Source organism: Actinoallomurus spadix (genome assembly GCF_024055725.1).
Classification (GTDB): Bacteria; Actinomycetota; Actinomycetes; order Streptosporangiales; family Streptosporangiaceae; genus Actinoallomurus; species Actinoallomurus spadix.
The window spans coordinates 25,589-41,046 of record NZ_JAMXMX010000026.1 but is presented as its reverse complement, the minus strand read 5'-3'; the positions used below and the strand labels follow the sequence as shown (position 1 = coordinate 41,046).

General features: G+C 68.6%; 16 protein-coding genes. All 16 read right to left on the bottom strand.

Annotation, left to right across the window (positions count from 1 at the left end; translation table 11 throughout):
* Positions 1-69: 69 nt before the first annotated feature.
* A complete protein-coding gene (locus NE235_RS30015; RefSeq protein WP_252808822.1) occupies positions 70-714 on the bottom strand; it encodes a hypothetical protein in 645 nt (214 codons plus the stop codon).
* Complete coding sequence (locus tag NE235_RS30010; RefSeq protein ID WP_252808820.1) at positions 711-1,235, bottom strand: hypothetical protein; 525 nt, start codon at positions 1,233-1,235, stop codon at positions 711-713. The genes NE235_RS30015 and NE235_RS30010 overlap by 4 nt, the downstream gene beginning before the upstream one ends.
* Positions 1,199-2,635, bottom strand: coding sequence for an MCE family protein (locus tag NE235_RS30005; RefSeq protein ID WP_252808819.1), 1,437 nt, complete (start codon positions 2,633-2,635; stop codon positions 1,199-1,201). The genes NE235_RS30010 and NE235_RS30005 overlap by 37 nt, the downstream gene beginning before the upstream one ends.
* Positions 2,632-3,915 (bottom strand): MCE family protein, encoded by a 1,284-nt coding sequence (locus tag NE235_RS30000; RefSeq protein WP_289849406.1) that lies wholly within the window; start codon positions 3,913-3,915, stop codon positions 2,632-2,634. The genes NE235_RS30005 and NE235_RS30000 overlap by 4 nt, the downstream gene beginning before the upstream one ends.
* Before the next feature lies 1 nt (position 3,916).
* Entirely contained in the window at positions 3,917-5,026 is a 1,110-nt protein-coding gene (locus NE235_RS29995; protein WP_252808817.1) for an MCE family protein, read from the bottom strand.
* Positions 5,027-5,062: 36 nt separating this feature from the next.
* Entirely contained in the window at positions 5,063-6,082 is a 1,020-nt protein-coding gene (locus tag NE235_RS29990; RefSeq protein WP_252808815.1) for an MCE family protein, read from the bottom strand.
* Positions 6,079-7,383, bottom strand: a complete 1,305-nt coding sequence (locus NE235_RS29985) for an MCE family protein (RefSeq protein WP_252808813.1) — start codon at positions 7,381-7,383, stop codon at positions 6,079-6,081. The genes NE235_RS29990 and NE235_RS29985 overlap by 4 nt, the downstream gene beginning before the upstream one ends.
* Positions 7,384-7,433: 50 nt before the next feature.
* A complete protein-coding gene (locus NE235_RS29980; protein ID WP_252808811.1) occupies positions 7,434-8,285 on the bottom strand; it encodes an MlaE family ABC transporter permease in 852 nt (283 codons plus the stop codon).
* Complete coding sequence (locus NE235_RS29975) at positions 8,285-9,079, bottom strand: MlaE family ABC transporter permease (RefSeq protein WP_252808809.1); 795 nt, start codon at positions 9,077-9,079, stop codon at positions 8,285-8,287. The genes NE235_RS29980 and NE235_RS29975 overlap by 1 nt, the downstream gene beginning before the upstream one ends.
* Positions 9,079-10,101: an ABC transporter ATP-binding protein gene (locus NE235_RS29970; protein ID WP_252808807.1), complete on the bottom strand. Its 1,023-nt coding sequence runs from the start codon at positions 10,099-10,101 to the stop codon at positions 9,079-9,081. The genes NE235_RS29975 and NE235_RS29970 overlap by 1 nt, the downstream gene beginning before the upstream one ends.
* A gap of 468 nt (positions 10,102-10,569) precedes the next feature.
* Positions 10,570-10,956, bottom strand: coding sequence for a 50S ribosomal protein L7/L12 (rplL, locus tag NE235_RS29965; protein WP_252780336.1), 387 nt, complete (start codon positions 10,954-10,956; stop codon positions 10,570-10,572).
* Between the two features lie 75 nt (positions 10,957-11,031).
* A complete protein-coding gene (rplJ, locus tag NE235_RS29960) occupies positions 11,032-11,607 on the bottom strand; it encodes a 50S ribosomal protein L10 (RefSeq protein ID WP_252808805.1) in 576 nt (191 codons plus the stop codon).
* 306 nt (positions 11,608-11,913) lie between these two features.
* Positions 11,914-12,750 carry a DUF6612 family protein gene (locus tag NE235_RS29955; protein WP_252808802.1) on the bottom strand — a complete coding sequence of 279 codons (837 nt, stop codon included), beginning with the start codon at positions 12,748-12,750 and terminating at the stop codon, positions 11,914-11,916.
* Between the two features lie 228 nt (positions 12,751-12,978).
* Complete coding sequence (locus NE235_RS29950) at positions 12,979-13,815, bottom strand: LolA-like protein (RefSeq protein ID WP_252808800.1); 837 nt, start codon at positions 13,813-13,815, stop codon at positions 12,979-12,981.
* Positions 13,816-14,072: 257 nt separating this feature from the next.
* A complete protein-coding gene (rplA, locus tag NE235_RS29945; protein WP_252808792.1) occupies positions 14,073-14,795 on the bottom strand; it encodes a 50S ribosomal protein L1 in 723 nt (240 codons plus the stop codon).
* 209 nt (positions 14,796-15,004) lie between these two features.
* On the bottom strand, positions 15,005-15,436 hold the full coding sequence (gene rplK / locus NE235_RS29940) for a 50S ribosomal protein L11 (protein WP_252780321.1): 432 nt from the start codon (positions 15,434-15,436) through the stop codon (positions 15,005-15,007).
* Positions 15,437-15,458 lie beyond the last annotated feature (22 nt).

Here is a 15,458-nt window from a genome sequence, read left to right as displayed (position 1 = left end):
CGCGCCGCCCCGGCGAGGGGCGGTGAAAAAATCTTCAGATTCGATCGGTGGCGCGGCCCGCAGGAGCGATCAGCGCCTCTTCGACGCGGACGGGGTCGGCGTCGCGCCGGGACCGGAGGAGGCCGGCGGGGCGGAGCCGGAGGAGGCCGGCGGCGGGGTGGTCATCCGCGGGCCGTCGATGAGCCACTTCTTGCCGCTCTTCTTCATCTGCAGCCGCGGCCAGGACGTGTCGACCTGCGGCTCCTTGTGCGCGGCGTTGACCGAGATCATCTTCACGAAGAGGAGCACCTCGACCCGGTCGGCGGTGGCGTGCGCGACCGACGCCACCTGCACCTGGGTCAGCGCCTGGGTCTGGCTCTTCTCCACGGACGGCCGGAAGATCTTCCAGTACTCGGCGTAGGACTTCGCCATCGCCGGCGTCATCTCGGACTCGGCCTTCTTCAGGTCGTAGTCGAGCGTCCGGTAGTTGTACGACAGCAGGTCCTTGGCGGCGGACTGCGCAGCGGCCAGGCCGTCCTCGCGGGCGTGCTGCACCGCGATGTCCTGGTTCCTGCGGTGCCACAGGTCGAGGCAGCCGATCGCCACGACGAGCACGGCGCAGGCCAGGATGACCAGCGGGACGGTGGCGGGCGAGCGCTCCGCGGGGGTCTCCGCCGCCGTCTCCTCGGCGGAGTCCTCGGCCGGTGCGCCCTTGCGCCTGGTGAGGGCGGTCACTGCAGTCCTCCCATCCCGGAGACCCGCCAGTGACCGCCGGTCTTGGTCAGCTGTACCTGGGCGCTCTGCCACGACGAGGCGGGCGTCTTGACCTGGGCGGACTGCGCGGTCCTGCGGACGGTGACCATGACCTCGGCGGACTTGGGCCCGATGTCGATCACTCCTGAGGCGGACACCGCGGCGCTGGAGACCAGCTTGTTGTTCACGACGGTCTGCTTCCAGGTCGTCCCGAGCTGCTGGACGGCCTGGGCCTTGAACTTGTCGGACATGTCAGCGTAGACCCGCTGGGCGTCCTGGTCGAAGCTCTGGTAGCTGATCGAGTAGAAGTTGGTGACGACCCGGCGGGCGACGGTCTGCACGGCGTCGATGTCGGCTCTGCGGGTGTCGGCGGCGTACGTCTTGTCCGCCAGCAGTCCCACCGGCACCAGGAGGGCGAGGAGGACGACCCAGAGCAGCGCGAGCGTCACGCCCAGGCGGCGGCCGCTCAGCCGACGATCGGGCTCAGCAGAAGCGTCTGCCATGAAGCGTCTCCCGTCAGTTGACTGACCTTGCCCAGGCGGTACTGCTTCCCGTCGGGCCCCACGTAAACGCGGGTCCGGGGATCGTAACCGCTGACGAACAGCGTCTGCAGCCCGGAGGTGGCCGTCCGCCCGGAGCCGGAGTCCCCCGCCGAAGAGCCGCCGTCCGTCGCCTTCCGCCCGCTCGCCGACGCCTGCTCGGCGGCGTCCCCGCCGCCGCTCGTACCGCCGCCGGTCGACGTCTCGTACGGGAACCCGGCGCCCGAGGTCGCGCCGGCGGGCAGCTTCGGGTACGGCCCGGCCGGCGGGGCGTTGCGGGACCCGCGTACGGCGGTCGTGGCGTTCTTGGGCGCCTTGCAGGACGCCTTGGGATTGACGGTGGCGGGCCGGGTGTCCTGCGGGTAGCGGATCTTCGTTCCCTCGTAACCCTTGGTGCACACGGGCGGCTGGTTGAAGTTGAGCTCGAGGCCGAAGTGCACCGTGCCGTCCCCGGGCGTGACGCTGAACGCGCCGCCGACGATGAGCGGATAGGTGATCAGCATCGTCCGCAGCTGGTTCGTCCGCGAGGTCAGCACCGACCCGATGACCGAGCCGTTGGCCAGCAGCGTCGGCAGTGTCGGCTCCAGGTGGTCCAGCAGGTCCTGGCCCTGGTCCAGGGCGCCCGGCGTGACGTTGAGGAACGTGCGCACGTCGGGGTCGTCGCGCTTGAGCTCGGCGGTCAGCGACGCCAGGTTGTGAGAGAACTCACGGAAGACCGACCCCTCGTCGACCTGCGTGTCGAGCACCGTGCGCCCGTTGTTGAGCAGCGCGATCGTCTGGGGGTAGGTGTCGTTCAGAGCGGCCAGGATCTTCTTGTTCGAGTCGAGGAGCGACTGCAGGTCCGCGCCCTCGCCCGACAGGGCCTTGTCGAGCTCGTTGATGACCGTGCCGAGGTCCTTGGGGTTCACGGTGCGCACGAGAGCGTCGATGTTGTGCAGCAGCTCGTACGTCTGCACCGGCAGGTGCGTGTGGTCACGCGGGATGACGTCGCCGTTCTTCAGCGACGGGCCGTTCCCGGCGGGGCGCAGGTCGACGTACTGCTCGCCGACGCCGGAGCGGTTCAGCACGTAGGCCTGCACGCCGTCGGCGGGGACCTTCCGGTCGTGGTTGATGCGCAGCTCGACGCGGACGCCGTCCTTGGTCAGGTGCAGCGGCCCGACCCGGCCGACCGTGACGCCCCGGTAGGTGACCTCGGCGTTGGTGAAGATGCCGCCGGAGTCGGCCATGTCGAGGTACACGCGGTACCGCAGGTCGAGGACGGTCTGGCCGATCCCGATGATGTTGACCAGCGTGTAGGCCATGGTCAGCACCGTGATGACGGCGAAGACCGTCAGCTGGATCTTGACCCCGCGTTTGATGATCATGCGGTGCCTCCGCTCAGCAGCGCGCCCAGGTCCTCACCCGGCGCGCCGCCCATCCCGAGTGGCGGCAGGATGCCGCCGCCATCCTGCGAACCGCCCTGCTGAGAGCCGCCCTGACCCGCGCCCGCGCCGGAGCCGCTCTCTGGGAGCACGCCGAGCGGATTGTTCGGAATACTCGTATGCGGGGCCGGCAGGGACGCCTGGAGCTTCTCAGCGGCCTTCCCGACCCCCTCCAGTGCCGTCCCGGTCAGGAAGTTGTGGGCGATGTTCCCCACGTTGAGGTCCAGGGTGGCGAACAGGTTGCCGTAGTCGCCCTTGAGCGCCTGGGACACGGTCTGCGGGAACGGGAACGTGAACAGGCCGCCCAGGATCTTCGGGATGACGTTGCTGGCCTTGTCGGTGTTCTGCAGGACCTGCTGCAGGTCCTTGAGGTTCGCGACCGTGTCGTCGTGCGACCGGTTGATCACCCGCGTCGCCACGGTGCCGAGCCGGTCCATGTTGACCAGCAGCTTGGTGAGGTCCTGCCGCTGCTCGGCGAGGATCTTCACCGCGGGACCGGTGCTGTCGATCGTGTCGGCGATCGTCTGGTTGTGCCGGGCGAGCGTGGCGGCGAGCCGGTCGACCTTGTCGATGGTGGTGACGATCTGCGCCTTCTGCCGGTCCAGGGTGCCGACGAAGACGTTCACGCGGTCGAGGAGGTCGCGCATCTGCGTGGTGCGGCCCCGCATCGCGGCGTTCAGCTCGTGGTTGATCGTGGAGATCTGCTCGAGGCCGCCGCCGGTGACCAGCATGGACATCGCCGACAGCACCTCCTCGACCTCGGTGTCGCGGGTGGTGCGGTCGAGGGGGATCTCCGCGCCCTGGGTGAGCTTTCCCTGCGGCGTCTGGCCCTGCGGCGCGGACAGCGCCACGAACTTCTCGCCGAGGAGGCTGGTCTGGGAGATCGTGGCGACCGCGTTGGCCGGCAGGTCGACCGAGCGCCGGAGCCGGCAGGTCACCTCGGCGTTCCAGTTCACCAGGCGGATCTTGGTGATCCGGCCGACCGGGACGTCGTTGACCCGGCACTGCGACTGCGGCACCAGGTCCAGGACGTTCGAGAACACGATCTTCACGTCGTACGGGTCGGAGCCGGTGTCGATGCCGCCGGGCAGCGGCATGTTCGACACGCCCCGGAACGTACAGCCCGAGACGGCCGCGGTGAGCGTCAGCGCCGTCGCAACGATCCGCGCCGCTCGGCGGCGCGCCGGCCGCCCCGATCGAGACACCTCGTTCGTCCCTCTCATCTCAGTGGCGACCCGTTCCGGAGGACGCGGGCGTGCTCCCGGGCGTGCGCTCGCCGGACGTGCGCGCACCGGACGTGGGAGTGCCGGACGTGGGCGTGCCGCCGGGCGTGCGCGTGCCGGACCCGCTCGCCGTGCCGGTGTCCGGCTGGGCCGGGCCGATCGCGACCGGGAGCGGGATGAGGTTCTGCAGGTAGCCGTCGAACCACCGGCCCTGGGCGGTCGCGTCGCCCGAGACGGTGACGAACGGGCCCAGCACCTTGACCGCCTTGTCGAGGTTGGTCTGGTTGCGCAGCAGGATGTCCACGACGCTGTGCAGGTGCCGCATCGCGGGGTTCAGCGTGGCGCGGTTCTCCTCGATCGTCCCGGTGATCTGGTTCGAGAGGCTGACCGTGCCGGACAACAGCGACGTGATCACCTGCCGGCGGTCGTTGAGCTCCTGCAGCAGCAGGCCGCCGTTCGAGACCAGCTGCGCGAGGTCGCCGCTGCGGTCGGCCAGCAGTCCGGTGAGGTTCCGCGTGTGGCCGAGGAGGCCGCTCAGCTCGTCGTCGCGGGAGGAGACGGCCTGGGAGACCTTCCTCAGCCCGCTCAGCGTCCGGCGTACGTTGTCCGGGGAGTACTTCAGGACCTGGTCCACGGTGTCCAGTGCCTTGGCGAGCTGTGGCACGTCGATCTTCTGCAGCCGCCCCGAGAGGTCCTGCAGGGCGGGCACGACCTCGTACGACGGGGTGGTGCGCGACGTGGGGATCTCGGCGTGCGGCGACTGGCGGCGGTCGCCCTTCGGATCGACCTCCAGGTAGTGCGCGCCCAGCAGGGTGGAGATCTTGATGCGGACCCGCGACTGCGTGCCGAAGCGGACGTGTGAACCGGCGGTGAAGGCGACCCGCACGTGGTCGTCCTCCAGCGTGACGCTCTTGACCTTGCCGACCTTGACGCCGGCGACGCGCACCTCTTCGTTCGGCTTGAGGCCGCTCGCCTCGGTGAACGCCGCGTGGTACGTCGTCCCGCCCTCGAAGACCGTCAGGTTGAACGCCGCGACCACGAGGAGGGCCACCGACGACATGCCGATGATCCCCATCACCAGGGGGTCCCGGTCGCGGAAGGAGACTCTCACCGTTCCACTCCCCTCGTCGCTGCCTCGTTCACGTGATCACCCCTTGCATCGGGCGTTCTCGTTCAGGATCTGGGGAGTGTTGATGGAGACCTGGCCGGGCAGTCCGATCCGCGCGTCCAGGCTGCACAGGTAGAAGTTGAACCAGGAGCCGTACGACGCCGCCCGGTCGAGCAGCATGAAGTTGGTCGGCATGTCGGCGAACGCCTTGTCCAGCCGGCCGCCGTTGGCCGCGAGCACCTTCGACAGGTGGCCGAGCGTGGCGATGTCGGCCTTGACCGACGGGCGTACGTCGGTGAGCAGGCCGTTGGTCGTGGAGATCAGCTGGTTGACGCTGACCAGCGACTCGCCGATCGCGTGGCGGTCGGCGGACAGCCCGGACACCAGGCTCTTGAGGTTGGTGATGAGCCCGGAGACCTCCTGGTCACGCGAGTCGATGGTGGCGAGCACCTTGTCGAGGTTGTCGATGACGCGGCCGATGACCTCGTCGCGGTTGCCGAGGGTCTCGGTGAGGGAGGCCACGTGCGCGAGCAGTCCGTTGACCGTTCCGCCCTCGCCCTGCAGCACCTGGATGATCTGGTACGCGAGCTGGTTGACGTCCTGCGGCTTGATGGCACGCAGCAGCGGCCGGAAGCCGTTGAACAGCGCGGTCAGGTCCAGCGCCGGCTGCGTCTGCTCCTTCGGGATCGTCCCGCCGGCCGGCAGTTCGCCGCCCTGCCCGGAGCCCTCGGTGAGGGAGACGTACCGCTGGCCCATCAGGTTGCGGTACCGCAGTTGGGCCTGCGTGCTGCGGGGCAGGGCCTGCTCGTCGACCACCGAGATCGTGACCTTCGCCAGGTGGCCCTGGTACAGCTTGATCCCCTTGACCTCCCCGACGCGCACGCCGGCGATGCGGACCTCGTCGCCGGTGTTCAGCCCGGCCGCGTCCGTGAAGATCAGGTTGTACTTCCGGCTCGGCACGAACTGGGTGTTGGAGATGGTGACCGCGAGGATCGCCGTGGAGAGCGTGGCGATGACCGCGAAGATGAGCAGCTTGACGACCGCCGAGGTGGTCTTCACTTGGCGGTCACCACCATTCCGCTCGTGGCGGGCCGGTACAGCAGCGCGGCGAGGTCGGAGACCTGGTCGGCGCGGGTGCCCATGGCGGGCCCCATCAGGCCCTTGAGCAGGCTGTCATCGTCCGATGAGCCCGGCTTGACGAGGACGCTCGACAGGGACCGGCCCGCCCCGCCGGCCCACCACTGGTCGTCCTCGGTGCCGTCGAGCTCCTGGTACTGCGGGAACGGCACCTTCGGGTTCGGCAGGCCGTAGCAGCGAGGGTTGCGGTGGTCCTTGAACTCCGGGCGGTCCAGACCCGGTTTGTACCCCGGGCGCGGTTTGACCAGCTCCAGCGTGACGTGCACGCCCGGCTGGCGGCCGCCCATCGCGTCGACCAGCCGGGGTGTCAGCCTGGCCATGCCCTGGAACACGCACGGCACGCTCGGGGAGTACTTGGCCAGCAGGGCGAGCGCCTTCCGGTTGGCGATCATCGCGCCTTCGATGCGCGGCTCGTTGTTCGCGGCGAAGTCCGTGGCGTCGCCGGTGAGGCCGATGCCCTTGTCGAGGGCCGCGACGAGCTGAGGCTCCTTGTCGACGATCGTCTTGTTCGTCGTCTGGAGGTTCTGCATGATCGAGATCAGGTCGGGCGCGGCGCCGCCCAGGTTGTCGCTGACGATGGCCAGCTGCCGCAGGTCGTGCACGATCGTGGGCAGGTGCGGGTTGAGGCGCTTGAGGTAGTCGTCGGCGTCGACGAGCATCTGGCCGATCTGGTCGCCGCGGCCCTGCAGCGCGGTGGCCAGGGCGTTCAGGGTGGCGTTGAGCTTGGCCGGCTCGACCTCGTTCAGGATCGGCATCACGTCGTTGAGGACCTGGTTGACCTCTACGGCGATCGTGGAGCGGTCCTGCGGGATGACGTCGCCGTTGCGCAGGTGACGGCCGCCGAGTACGCCCGCGGGGGGCACGATGTCGACGAACTTCTCGCCGAACACCGTCTTGGGCAGCATCCGGGCCGAGGAGTTCGCCGGGATGAGGCGGGCCTTGTCGGGGTCGAGCGCCAGGTCGATCGCCGCGCCGTCCGCCGTCTGGCGGATCTTCCTGACCTCTCCGACGATCAGGCCGCGGACCTTCACGTCGGAGTGCGGGACCAGTTGCAGCCCGGCCCGGTCACTGTCGACGGTGACGTGGTACACGGGCGTGAACGCCTTGTTGTACTGCATCACCATCAGGACGACGAGCAGGAGGACCACCAGCACGAACACCAGGCCGTACAGGCGGTAGCGCAGCCGCTCGGACCACGAGCCGAAGAACGGGGTGGAACTCATGAGTCCTCCCGCCGCTCAGCAGTCGCCATCGCGCACTCACACCTCTCGTCTCAGCCGGCGATCCGTACGCTGGTGGTCGCGCCCCAGATCGCCATCCCCATGAGCAGGTCCACGATGTTGACGACCACGAGGCTCGTACGGACGGCGCGGCCGACCGCCAGGCCCACGCCGGCCGGTCCGCCGCTGGCGTTGAAGCCGTAGTAGCAGTGGATCAGCATGACGAGGATCGCGAAGACCAGGACCTTCCCGAACGACCACAGGACGTCGTGGGGTGGGAGGAACAGGTAGAAGTAGTGGTCGTACGTGCCGCTGGACTGGCCGAACGACACGGTCACCATCAGCCGCGTGGCGACGAACGACGCCAGCAGGCCGATGACGTACAGCGGGATCACGGCGAGCATGCCGGCGATCAGGCGCGTCGTCACCAGGAACGGCAGCGACGGCACGCCCATGACCTCCAGGGCGTCGATCTCGTCGCTGATCCGCATGGCGCCGAGCTGGGCGGTGAAGCCGCAGCCGACCGTGGCCGACAGCGCCAGCGCCGACACGGTGGGCGCGAGCTCGCGCGTGTTGAAGTACGCCGAGACGAAGCCGCTGAAGGCGGCGCTGCCGATCTGGTTCAGGGCGTTGTAGCCCTGCAGGCCGACCTCGGTGCCGGTGAAGAAGGTCATGAAGCCGACGATCGCCACGCTGCCGCCCATGACGGCGAGGCCGCCGGTGCCGAGGCTGACCTCGGCGAGCAGCCGGATGACCTCCTTCTTGTAGCGGAGGAGGACCCGCCAGACCCACGCGAACGCCCGTACGTAGAACGCCATCTGGTGGCCGAAGCCCTCCAGGCGTTCCAGGGGGGCGTCGATGACGCGCTTGGCGGTACGGAACCCGCCCCAGGTGCCGGCCGCCATCACATGCCCTTCTGCGGGACGAGCTGGAAGTACAGCGCGCTGAGCACGAAGTTCTCCACGAACAGGGCCATCGCCGCGATGACCACGGTCTGGTTCACCGCGTCGCCGACGCCCTTCGGGCCGCCGGAGGCGGTCAGGCCCTTGTACGAGGCGACGAGCGCGGCGGTGACGCCGAACACGACCGCCTTCACCTCGGCCTGGTACAGGTCGGACAGCTGCGCCAGGCCGCTGAACGAGGCGATGTACGCGCCGGGCGTGCCGCCCTGCAGCAGGACGTTGAAGACGTAGCCGCCGGCGATGCCGACGACCGAGACGATGCCGTTGAGGAAGAGCCCGACGAACGCGCAGGCCAGCACGCGCGGCACCACGAGACGGTGCAGCGGGTTGATACCGAGCACCTCCATCGCGTCGATCTCCTCGCGGATCTTCCGGGCGCCCAGGTCGGCGCAGATCGCCGAGCCGGCGGCCGCCGCGATCAGCAGGGCCGTCACGATCGGGCTGGCCTCCCGGACGATGGCCAGCACCGCCGTCGCGCCGGTCTGGGACTGCGCGCCGAGCTGCCGGATCAGGTTGCCGACCTGCAACGACAGGATCGCGCCGAACGGGATGGCGACCATGATGGTGGGCGCGACCGTGACGCTGACGATGAACCACGCCTGCTGCAGGAACTCCTGCCACTGGAACGGCCATTTGAACAGTGCCCGGAAGGTGTCCAGCGACAGGGCGAAGAAGCGGCCGGGCTCGCGCAGCGTGGCGTTGGCGACGCCGTCGGCCACCTTGCCGGCGCGCGCCATCAGTGCGCCCCTTCGGAATGCCGCCCGGCGCCCGCCGACATCTCGGCGACGTACTTGGGCCACTCCTGCAGCCAGTCACGGCCCATCTCGTCGATGAAGGAGCCCTCCGGCGGAGTGACGCCGTGCGTGCGCAGCCATTCGCCGGGAGCGTGCTGGGTCCGGCGGAGGCGCCCGTCGCTGGTCATCAGCTGCGGCGGGATCGGCGGCAGCGGCCCCGGGTCGCGGCCGAGGCGGGCCTCGGCCTCCAGTTCGGACAGGTCCTTCTCCTCGGACATGCCGATCGGGCCGACCTTGCGCGCGTTGAGGAACTGCCGGACCACCGGCTCCTCGCTCGACAGCAGCATCTCGCGCGGCCCGAACATCACCAGCTCTCGGCGGAACAGCATGCCGATGTTGTCCGGCACCGTACGGGCGGTGTTGATGTCGTGGGTGACGATGAGGATCGTCGCCTCGATCTCGGCGTTCAGGTCGACGATCAGCTGGTTCAGCAGGACCGTGCGGACCGGGTCCAGGCCGGAGTCGGGCTCGTCGCAGAGAATGATCTGTGGGTCGAGCACGAGCGCGCGGGCGAGCCCGGCCCTCTTCCGCATGCCGCCGGAGATCTCGCCGGGGAACTTGTTCTGGGCTCCGCCGAGGCCGACCATCTCCATCTTCTCCAGGACGATGCGCCGGACCTCGGACTCCGACTTGCGCGTGTGCTCGCGCAGCGGGAAGGCGATGTTGTCGTAGAGGTTCATCGACCCGAACAGCGCACCGTCCTGGAACAGGACGCCGAAGAGCTTCCGCACCTCGTACATGTCGCGTTCGCGGAGGTTCGGCATGTCCTTGCCGTCGATCCAGCAGTGGCCGCGGTCCGGCTTGAGCAGGCCGACCATCGTCTTGAGGAACACCGACTTGCCGGTACCGGAGGGTCCGAGCAGCACGGAGATCTCGCCGGCGGGCAGCGTCAGGGTGACGTCCTCCCAGATGACCTGACGCCCGAAGGACTTGGTCAGCCCTTCGACTCTGATTTCGACGCCCACTCGTCACCTTTCGTCAAGCCGGCCCAGGGGGGGTGTCCGGTACAACGAGCGAGTTACCGATGGGTTACGTTGCCGGGTCACACAGAGCCACTGATCAGTGGCCGGGGGCCATCGTGCGTGCCGCGTCCACCTACCGTAGTCATCCCTCGCTCGAATGGAAGAGGTAAAACCGTCGTCACCGGGGCGGAGGCTGCCTCGTAAGCAGATCGTTACTCAAGTCCGACTTATGAGACTAGCGGTCCAACAGTTCGCTTGGGAAGAGGGTCCCCGACCGCGAACGCGTACGGAGTGTCCGTAAACGATCACCGAGGCGAGCGGCCCTGACCGGCGGAGGCGCTTTTTCGCGGGCGGTCGCACCGCCTGGGTCGACCTTCTCACCCGTGCGGTTCGGACCGAACGGCGAAGGGCGGCCACCCGGAAGGGTGACCGCCCTCGAAGAGCGCTGAGAAAGCGCCGGGAGAAGACGCCTTACTTGACGGTGACCGTCGCGCCGGCCTTCTCCAGGGCCTCCTTGGCCTTGTCGGCCGTCTCCTTGTTGACCTTCTCCAGCAGCGGCTTCGGCGCGCCGTCGACCAGGTCCTTGGCCTCCTTCAGGCCCAGGCTCGTGAGGCCACGGACCTCCTTGATGACCTGGATCTTCTTGTCGCCGGCGGCCTCGAGGATGACGTCGAACTCGTCCTTCTCCGGCTCCGCCTCCGCGGCGGCACCCGGGGCGCCCGGGGCGGCGGCGACCGCGACCGGCGCGGCGGCCTTCACGTCGAAGGTGTCCTCGAACTGCTTCACGAACTCGGAGAGCTCGAGAAGGGTCATCTCCTTGAACGCGTCGAGCAGCTCGTCGGTGCTGAGCTTCGCCATGGTGTTGCTTCCTCCTGTTGAAAACCCGCGTCGCTCGTGCGGGTGGGGTAAGTCAGGTCTGTTACGACCGCGGGATCAACCCTCGTCCGACGTCTCGGCCGGCGCCTCGGCGGCGGCCGCCGGGGCCCCGCCCTCCTCTTCACGCTTGACCCGCAGAGCCTCGGCCAGCTGAGCGGCCTTGGTCGGCAGGGCGTTGAAGAGAGCGGCGGCGTTGCCCATCGACGCCTTCATCGCACCCGCGAGCTTCGCGAGGAGAACCTCACGGGACTCGAGGGAGGCGAGCGTGGTGATGTCCTCGGACGTCATCGGCTTGCCGTCGACGACGCCGCCCTTGATCACCAAGTTCGGGTTGGCCTTGGCGAAGTCACGCAGGCCCTTGGCGGCCTCGACCACATCGCCCTTGACGAACGCGATCGCCGACGGGCCCTGGAGCAGCTGCTCGAGCTCCTCGGTGACCCCGGCCTCGCGCGCGGCGATCTTGGTCAGCGTGTTCTTCACCACGGCGAAACGTGCATTCTCACCGAGCGATCGGCGCAGCTCACTGAGCTGTGCCACGGTGAGCCCGCGGTACTCGGTCAGCACGGCGCCGCTCGAGCTCTCGAACTCGCTCTTGAGCTCGGCGACCGCCGCCGCCTTGTCCGCCCTCGCCATGGGCCTCCTTCCAGATGTGCGCCGGTGGAGAAGGCCCAGAGAACGACGAACGCCCCGGCGCAGGCGCACGGGGCGTAGGACATGACCAGCACCAGGTCACGTCTCAGCTCTCGATGTCACCTACGCGGGCCGCCCGCTGTGCGGGACCTTCAGTCACCCCGTGGGTGACGACCGGCGGTCTTCGGCGTTGAACAGCGTACGCGATCCGGCCGGGACGACCAAATCCGCGCCCGCCGAGCCACCTCCGGCACCGGCGAGGAGCCTTTGACGCGACCTTCGGCACCGGCGGAGTGGTGCCCGAGGGCGTCAGCCGATGGAGGTGACCTGACCAGCGGGCGGGGCCGCGATGGAGACCGGCTTGTTGAATCCGCTGTAGGTCATCGTGGTGGTCGTCCGCACCTGCGAACCCGCCGGGGTCGTGACCGTCATCTTGCGAGGCAGCTGCTGGTCATCGATCCACAGGTCGAAGTTCATCTTGTCGAGCCCGCTCTTGGCGATCATCTGCTGCATCGCCGCGCGCTGGTCGCCGTCGAGCTTGGCCAGGGCGTCCTGCACGGAGTAGGTGCCCTGGTAGTGCGTCGCCTGGGTGCCGCCGACCGTCTCGGTCCCGATCTTGCGCACGTCCTTGGAGGCGGTCAGCATCCGGACGTTGGCCGAGGGGTCGGTCTGCTTGGACTGGTTGAGGAGCGACTTGATGTCGATGCCGCTCTTCGCGCCGACCTTGCTGAGCGACATCTTGGCCCACGGCTTGCCGGTCTGCCGCGACAGCGCCGCCATCCTCATGTAGACGTTGTCGCCGAGGAGGATCTCCTGGAAGCCACCGGTCTCCTTGCCGTTGACCGACATCCCGGTGACGTTCATCTTCATCGCGAGCTTCGGCTCAAGCCGGTAGGAGATCCGGCCGTTCATCTTGACGTTCTGCCCCGACGTCGAGGTGTCGGAGGAGAGGGTGGCCGTGAACGACTTGATCTCGCCGGCCTTCTGCGACACCGTGCTCAGGATCTGCTCCGCCGCGAGTTTCGTGTTCCCGGACGTCGACGAACCTCCCTGCGCCTTCTTGTCACCGTCTCCTCCGCCGCACGCGGCGAGGGACAGGGCCAGTGCGGCCCCGGCGGTGATACAGACGGCGTTTCGGCGAATCATCAACGTCTCCTCTGATTGCGGTGCGCACCGACCGGGCGACGGCCGCGCGCGGGCGGACAGCAGTTGGACGTTGGTCCGCCCCAATCGGTTCAATCGCACCATCCGCCACAAGAGAACGGCGGCGCGCCCGGGGCCGTGAGCCGCCGGACGCGCCGCCGTTTCCGAGCCTCCCGGCGCGGGGCGGGCCGGGACGTGCCGGCCGGCCTCGCCGGAGCCGGTGGGCGAAGGTCAGTGCCCGGAACCCAGCTTCGGCATCAGCTGGTTGCCGTCGGCGACCTGGTTCGCCGGGGGCGCGGACACGCTGAACGACTTGTTGTAGTCGCTGTAGACCATCGTCGCGGTGGCCGAACCGTCCGACGCGTCACCCTTGGCCGTCAGCTTGCGCGGCAGGTTGTCCGCGCCGACCCACAGGTCGAAGACGACCTTCTCGGCGCCGCCCTTCTGGTAGAGGTCGTTGAACGACTGCTTGGCCTTACCGGTCAGCTGCGCCTGGGCCTCCTTGGCGGTGATCGTTCCCGTGTAGTGGGTCGTCTTCACGCCGTCGATGGTCTGCGTGCCGGCCTTGCGCACGTCCTTCGAGCTGGTGAAGATCTTCGTCTGCTGCGCGGGGTCGGCCTGCTTGAGGATGTCGTTCAGGTTCACCCCGGCCTGCTGCGCGGCCTTCGAGATGGAGAACTTCACCCACTGCTTGCCGCCGGTGAACTGCGCGAGCTGCGAGGGGACCTTCCCATAGAGCGTGTCGCCGAGCAGGATCGCCCGCAGACCGGACTGCACCGACCGGCCGTTGAAACCGGCCGAGTCAAGGGTGCCGACCGCGGCGAGCTCGGGGCTCAGCCGGACCTGGACGACACCGTGCGCCTTGGAGGCGGCCTGTCCCGTACCGCTCTCGGTGATGTCCACCTTGTACGACTTGACGGTGCCGGTCTTCTGGGCCGCCAGGTTGATCGCCTCAGCTGCGGAGACGTTGACCGCCTGGGCGTTGTTCTTCGCGGCGCCACCGCACCCGGTGAGGGAGACGAGAAGAGCAGCACTTGCGGCGGTACCGACCGCATATCGACGAACCATTGAACCCTCCTGCGTATCGCGTACGGCCCCCGGCTCGTGAGAGCGCGAACGCCTGGTTCCAGCACTATCGAGTGTTACCTCCAGCAATCTTGTAAACATCCCCCATGGGGACCAGATCTGATTCGCCGGAGTGCGACGTGGGTCGTACGAAAGGTTGATGTCCTCCCCGCCTCGAGGCGGCACGGGACAACGCGAAAGGGGCGCCCCCGACCGGGGACGCCCCTTCGTTATCGCTGTCGCGTCGGCTGAACGATATGTCAGCCGGCGGCGCCCTCGAACTCGGCGGCGAGGTTGCGCGTCGCGTTCGGGTCGACCGGGATGCCCGGGCCCATCGTCGTGCTCAGGGTCGCCTTCTTGATGTAGCGCCCCTTGGCCGCCGACGGCTTGAGCCGCAGGATCTCCTCCAGCGCGGCGGCGTAGTTCTCCACGAGCTGCTTCTCGGTGAAGGACGTCTTGCCGGCGATGAAGTGCAGGTTCCCGTGACGGTCCACGCGGAACTCGATCTTGCCGCCCTTGATCTCGGTCACGGCCTTGGCCACGTCGGTGGTGACGGTGCCCGTCTTCGGGTTCGGCATGAGGCCACGGGGGCCGAGCACGCGGCCGAGCCGGCCGACCTTGCCCATCATGTCCGGCGTCGCCACGACGGCGTCGAAGTCGAGCCAGCCGCCCTGGATCCGCTCGATCATGTCGTCCGAGCCGACGTGGTCGGCACCGGCGTCACGGGCCTCGTCGGCCTTGGCGCCACCGGTGATGACCAGCACGCGGGCGGTCTTACCGGTGCCGTGCGGCAGGTTGACGGTGCCACGGACCATCTGGTCGGCCTTGCGCGGATCGACCCCGAGCCGGAACGCGACCTCGACGGTGGCGTCGAACTTGGTCGGCGAGGTCTCCTTGGCCAGCTTCACGGCCTCGGCCGGGCTGTAGAGCGCCGACTTGTCGATCTTGGTGTCGGCGTTGCGGTACGCCTTGCTGCGCTTCATCGTGTTCTCCTGATCTGGAGCTCGTGGTGCGGGCCTGCGCGCGGCCCTCCCACACCTGGTTCGGGCCGGCGGCGACCGCCGCCGGCCTCGGTGTTCTGCCGCGGTGTCAGCTACCGCGCTCGCCTTCTCACTCGCTCCGCGGCCGGCTCGTACCTCACCGGCCACTCCACTCGCTCGTCGGCTCGCAGCGGTGTCATCCACCGCGGGGGTCAGTCGGTGACCGTGATGCCCATCGAACGGGCGGTGCCCGCGACGATCTTCTCGGCCTGCTCGGGCGAGTTGGCGTTGAGGTCCGGCATCTTGGTCGCGGCGATCTCGCGAAGCTGGTCGCGGGTGATCGTGCCGACCTTGGTCTTGTGCGGCTCGCTGCTGCCCTTGTCGATCCCAGCGGCCTTCTTGATCAGCTGCGCGGCCGGCGGGGTCTTGGTGACGAACGTGAACGAGCGGTCCTCGTAGATGGTGATCTCTACGGGGATGACGTTGCCGCGCTGGGACTCCGTGGCAGCGTTGTACTGCTTGCAGAAGTCCATGATGTTCACGCCGTGCGGACCGAGAGCGGTACCGACGGGCGGCGCGGGCGTCGCCTGGCCGGCCTGCAGCTGGACCTTGACGATCGCGGCGACCTTCTTCTTGGGAGGCATGCCTCACCCTTTCGTTCCGTTT

What these genes read in the sequence shown, in the direction of transcription:
- NE235_RS30010 (WP_252808820.1), bottom strand. Translation starts at nt 1,235, where the DNA reads ATGGCAGACGCTTCTGCTGAGCCCGATCGTCGGCTGAGCGGCCGCCGC.
- NE235_RS30005 (WP_252808819.1), bottom strand. Translation starts at nt 2,635, where the DNA reads ATGATCATCAAACGCGGGGTCAAGATCCAGCTGACGGTCTTCGCCGTC.
- NE235_RS30000 (WP_289849406.1), bottom strand. Translation starts at nt 3,915, where the DNA reads ATGAGAGGGACGAACGAGGTGTCTCGATCGGGGCGGCCGGCGCGCCGC.
- NE235_RS29985 (WP_252808813.1), bottom strand. Translation starts at nt 7,383, where the DNA reads ATGAGTTCCACCCCGTTCTTCGGCTCGTGGTCCGAGCGGCTGCGCTAC.
- NE235_RS29980 (WP_252808811.1), bottom strand. Translation starts at nt 8,285, where the DNA reads ATGGCGGCCGGCACCTGGGGCGGGTTCCGTACCGCCAAGCGCGTCATC.
- NE235_RS29975 (WP_252808809.1), bottom strand. Translation starts at nt 9,079, where the DNA reads ATGGCGCGCGCCGGCAAGGTGGCCGACGGCGTCGCCAACGCCACGCTG.
- rplL (WP_252780336.1), bottom strand. Translation starts at nt 10,956, where the DNA reads ATGGCGAAGCTCAGCACCGACGAGCTGCTCGACGCGTTCAAGGAGATG.
- rplJ (WP_252808805.1), bottom strand. Translation starts at nt 11,607, where the DNA reads ATGGCGAGGGCGGACAAGGCGGCGGCGGTCGCCGAGCTCAAGAGCGAG.
- NE235_RS29955 (WP_252808802.1), bottom strand. Translation starts at nt 12,750, where the DNA reads ATGATTCGCCGAAACGCCGTCTGTATCACCGCCGGGGCCGCACTGGCC.
- NE235_RS29950 (WP_252808800.1), bottom strand. Translation starts at nt 13,815, where the DNA reads ATGGTTCGTCGATATGCGGTCGGTACCGCCGCAAGTGCTGCTCTTCTC.
- rplA (WP_252808792.1), bottom strand. Translation starts at nt 14,795, where the DNA reads ATGAAGCGCAGCAAGGCGTACCGCAACGCCGACACCAAGATCGACAAG.
- rplK (WP_252780321.1), bottom strand. Translation starts at nt 15,436, where the DNA reads ATGCCTCCCAAGAAGAAGGTCGCCGCGATCGTCAAGGTCCAGCTGCAG.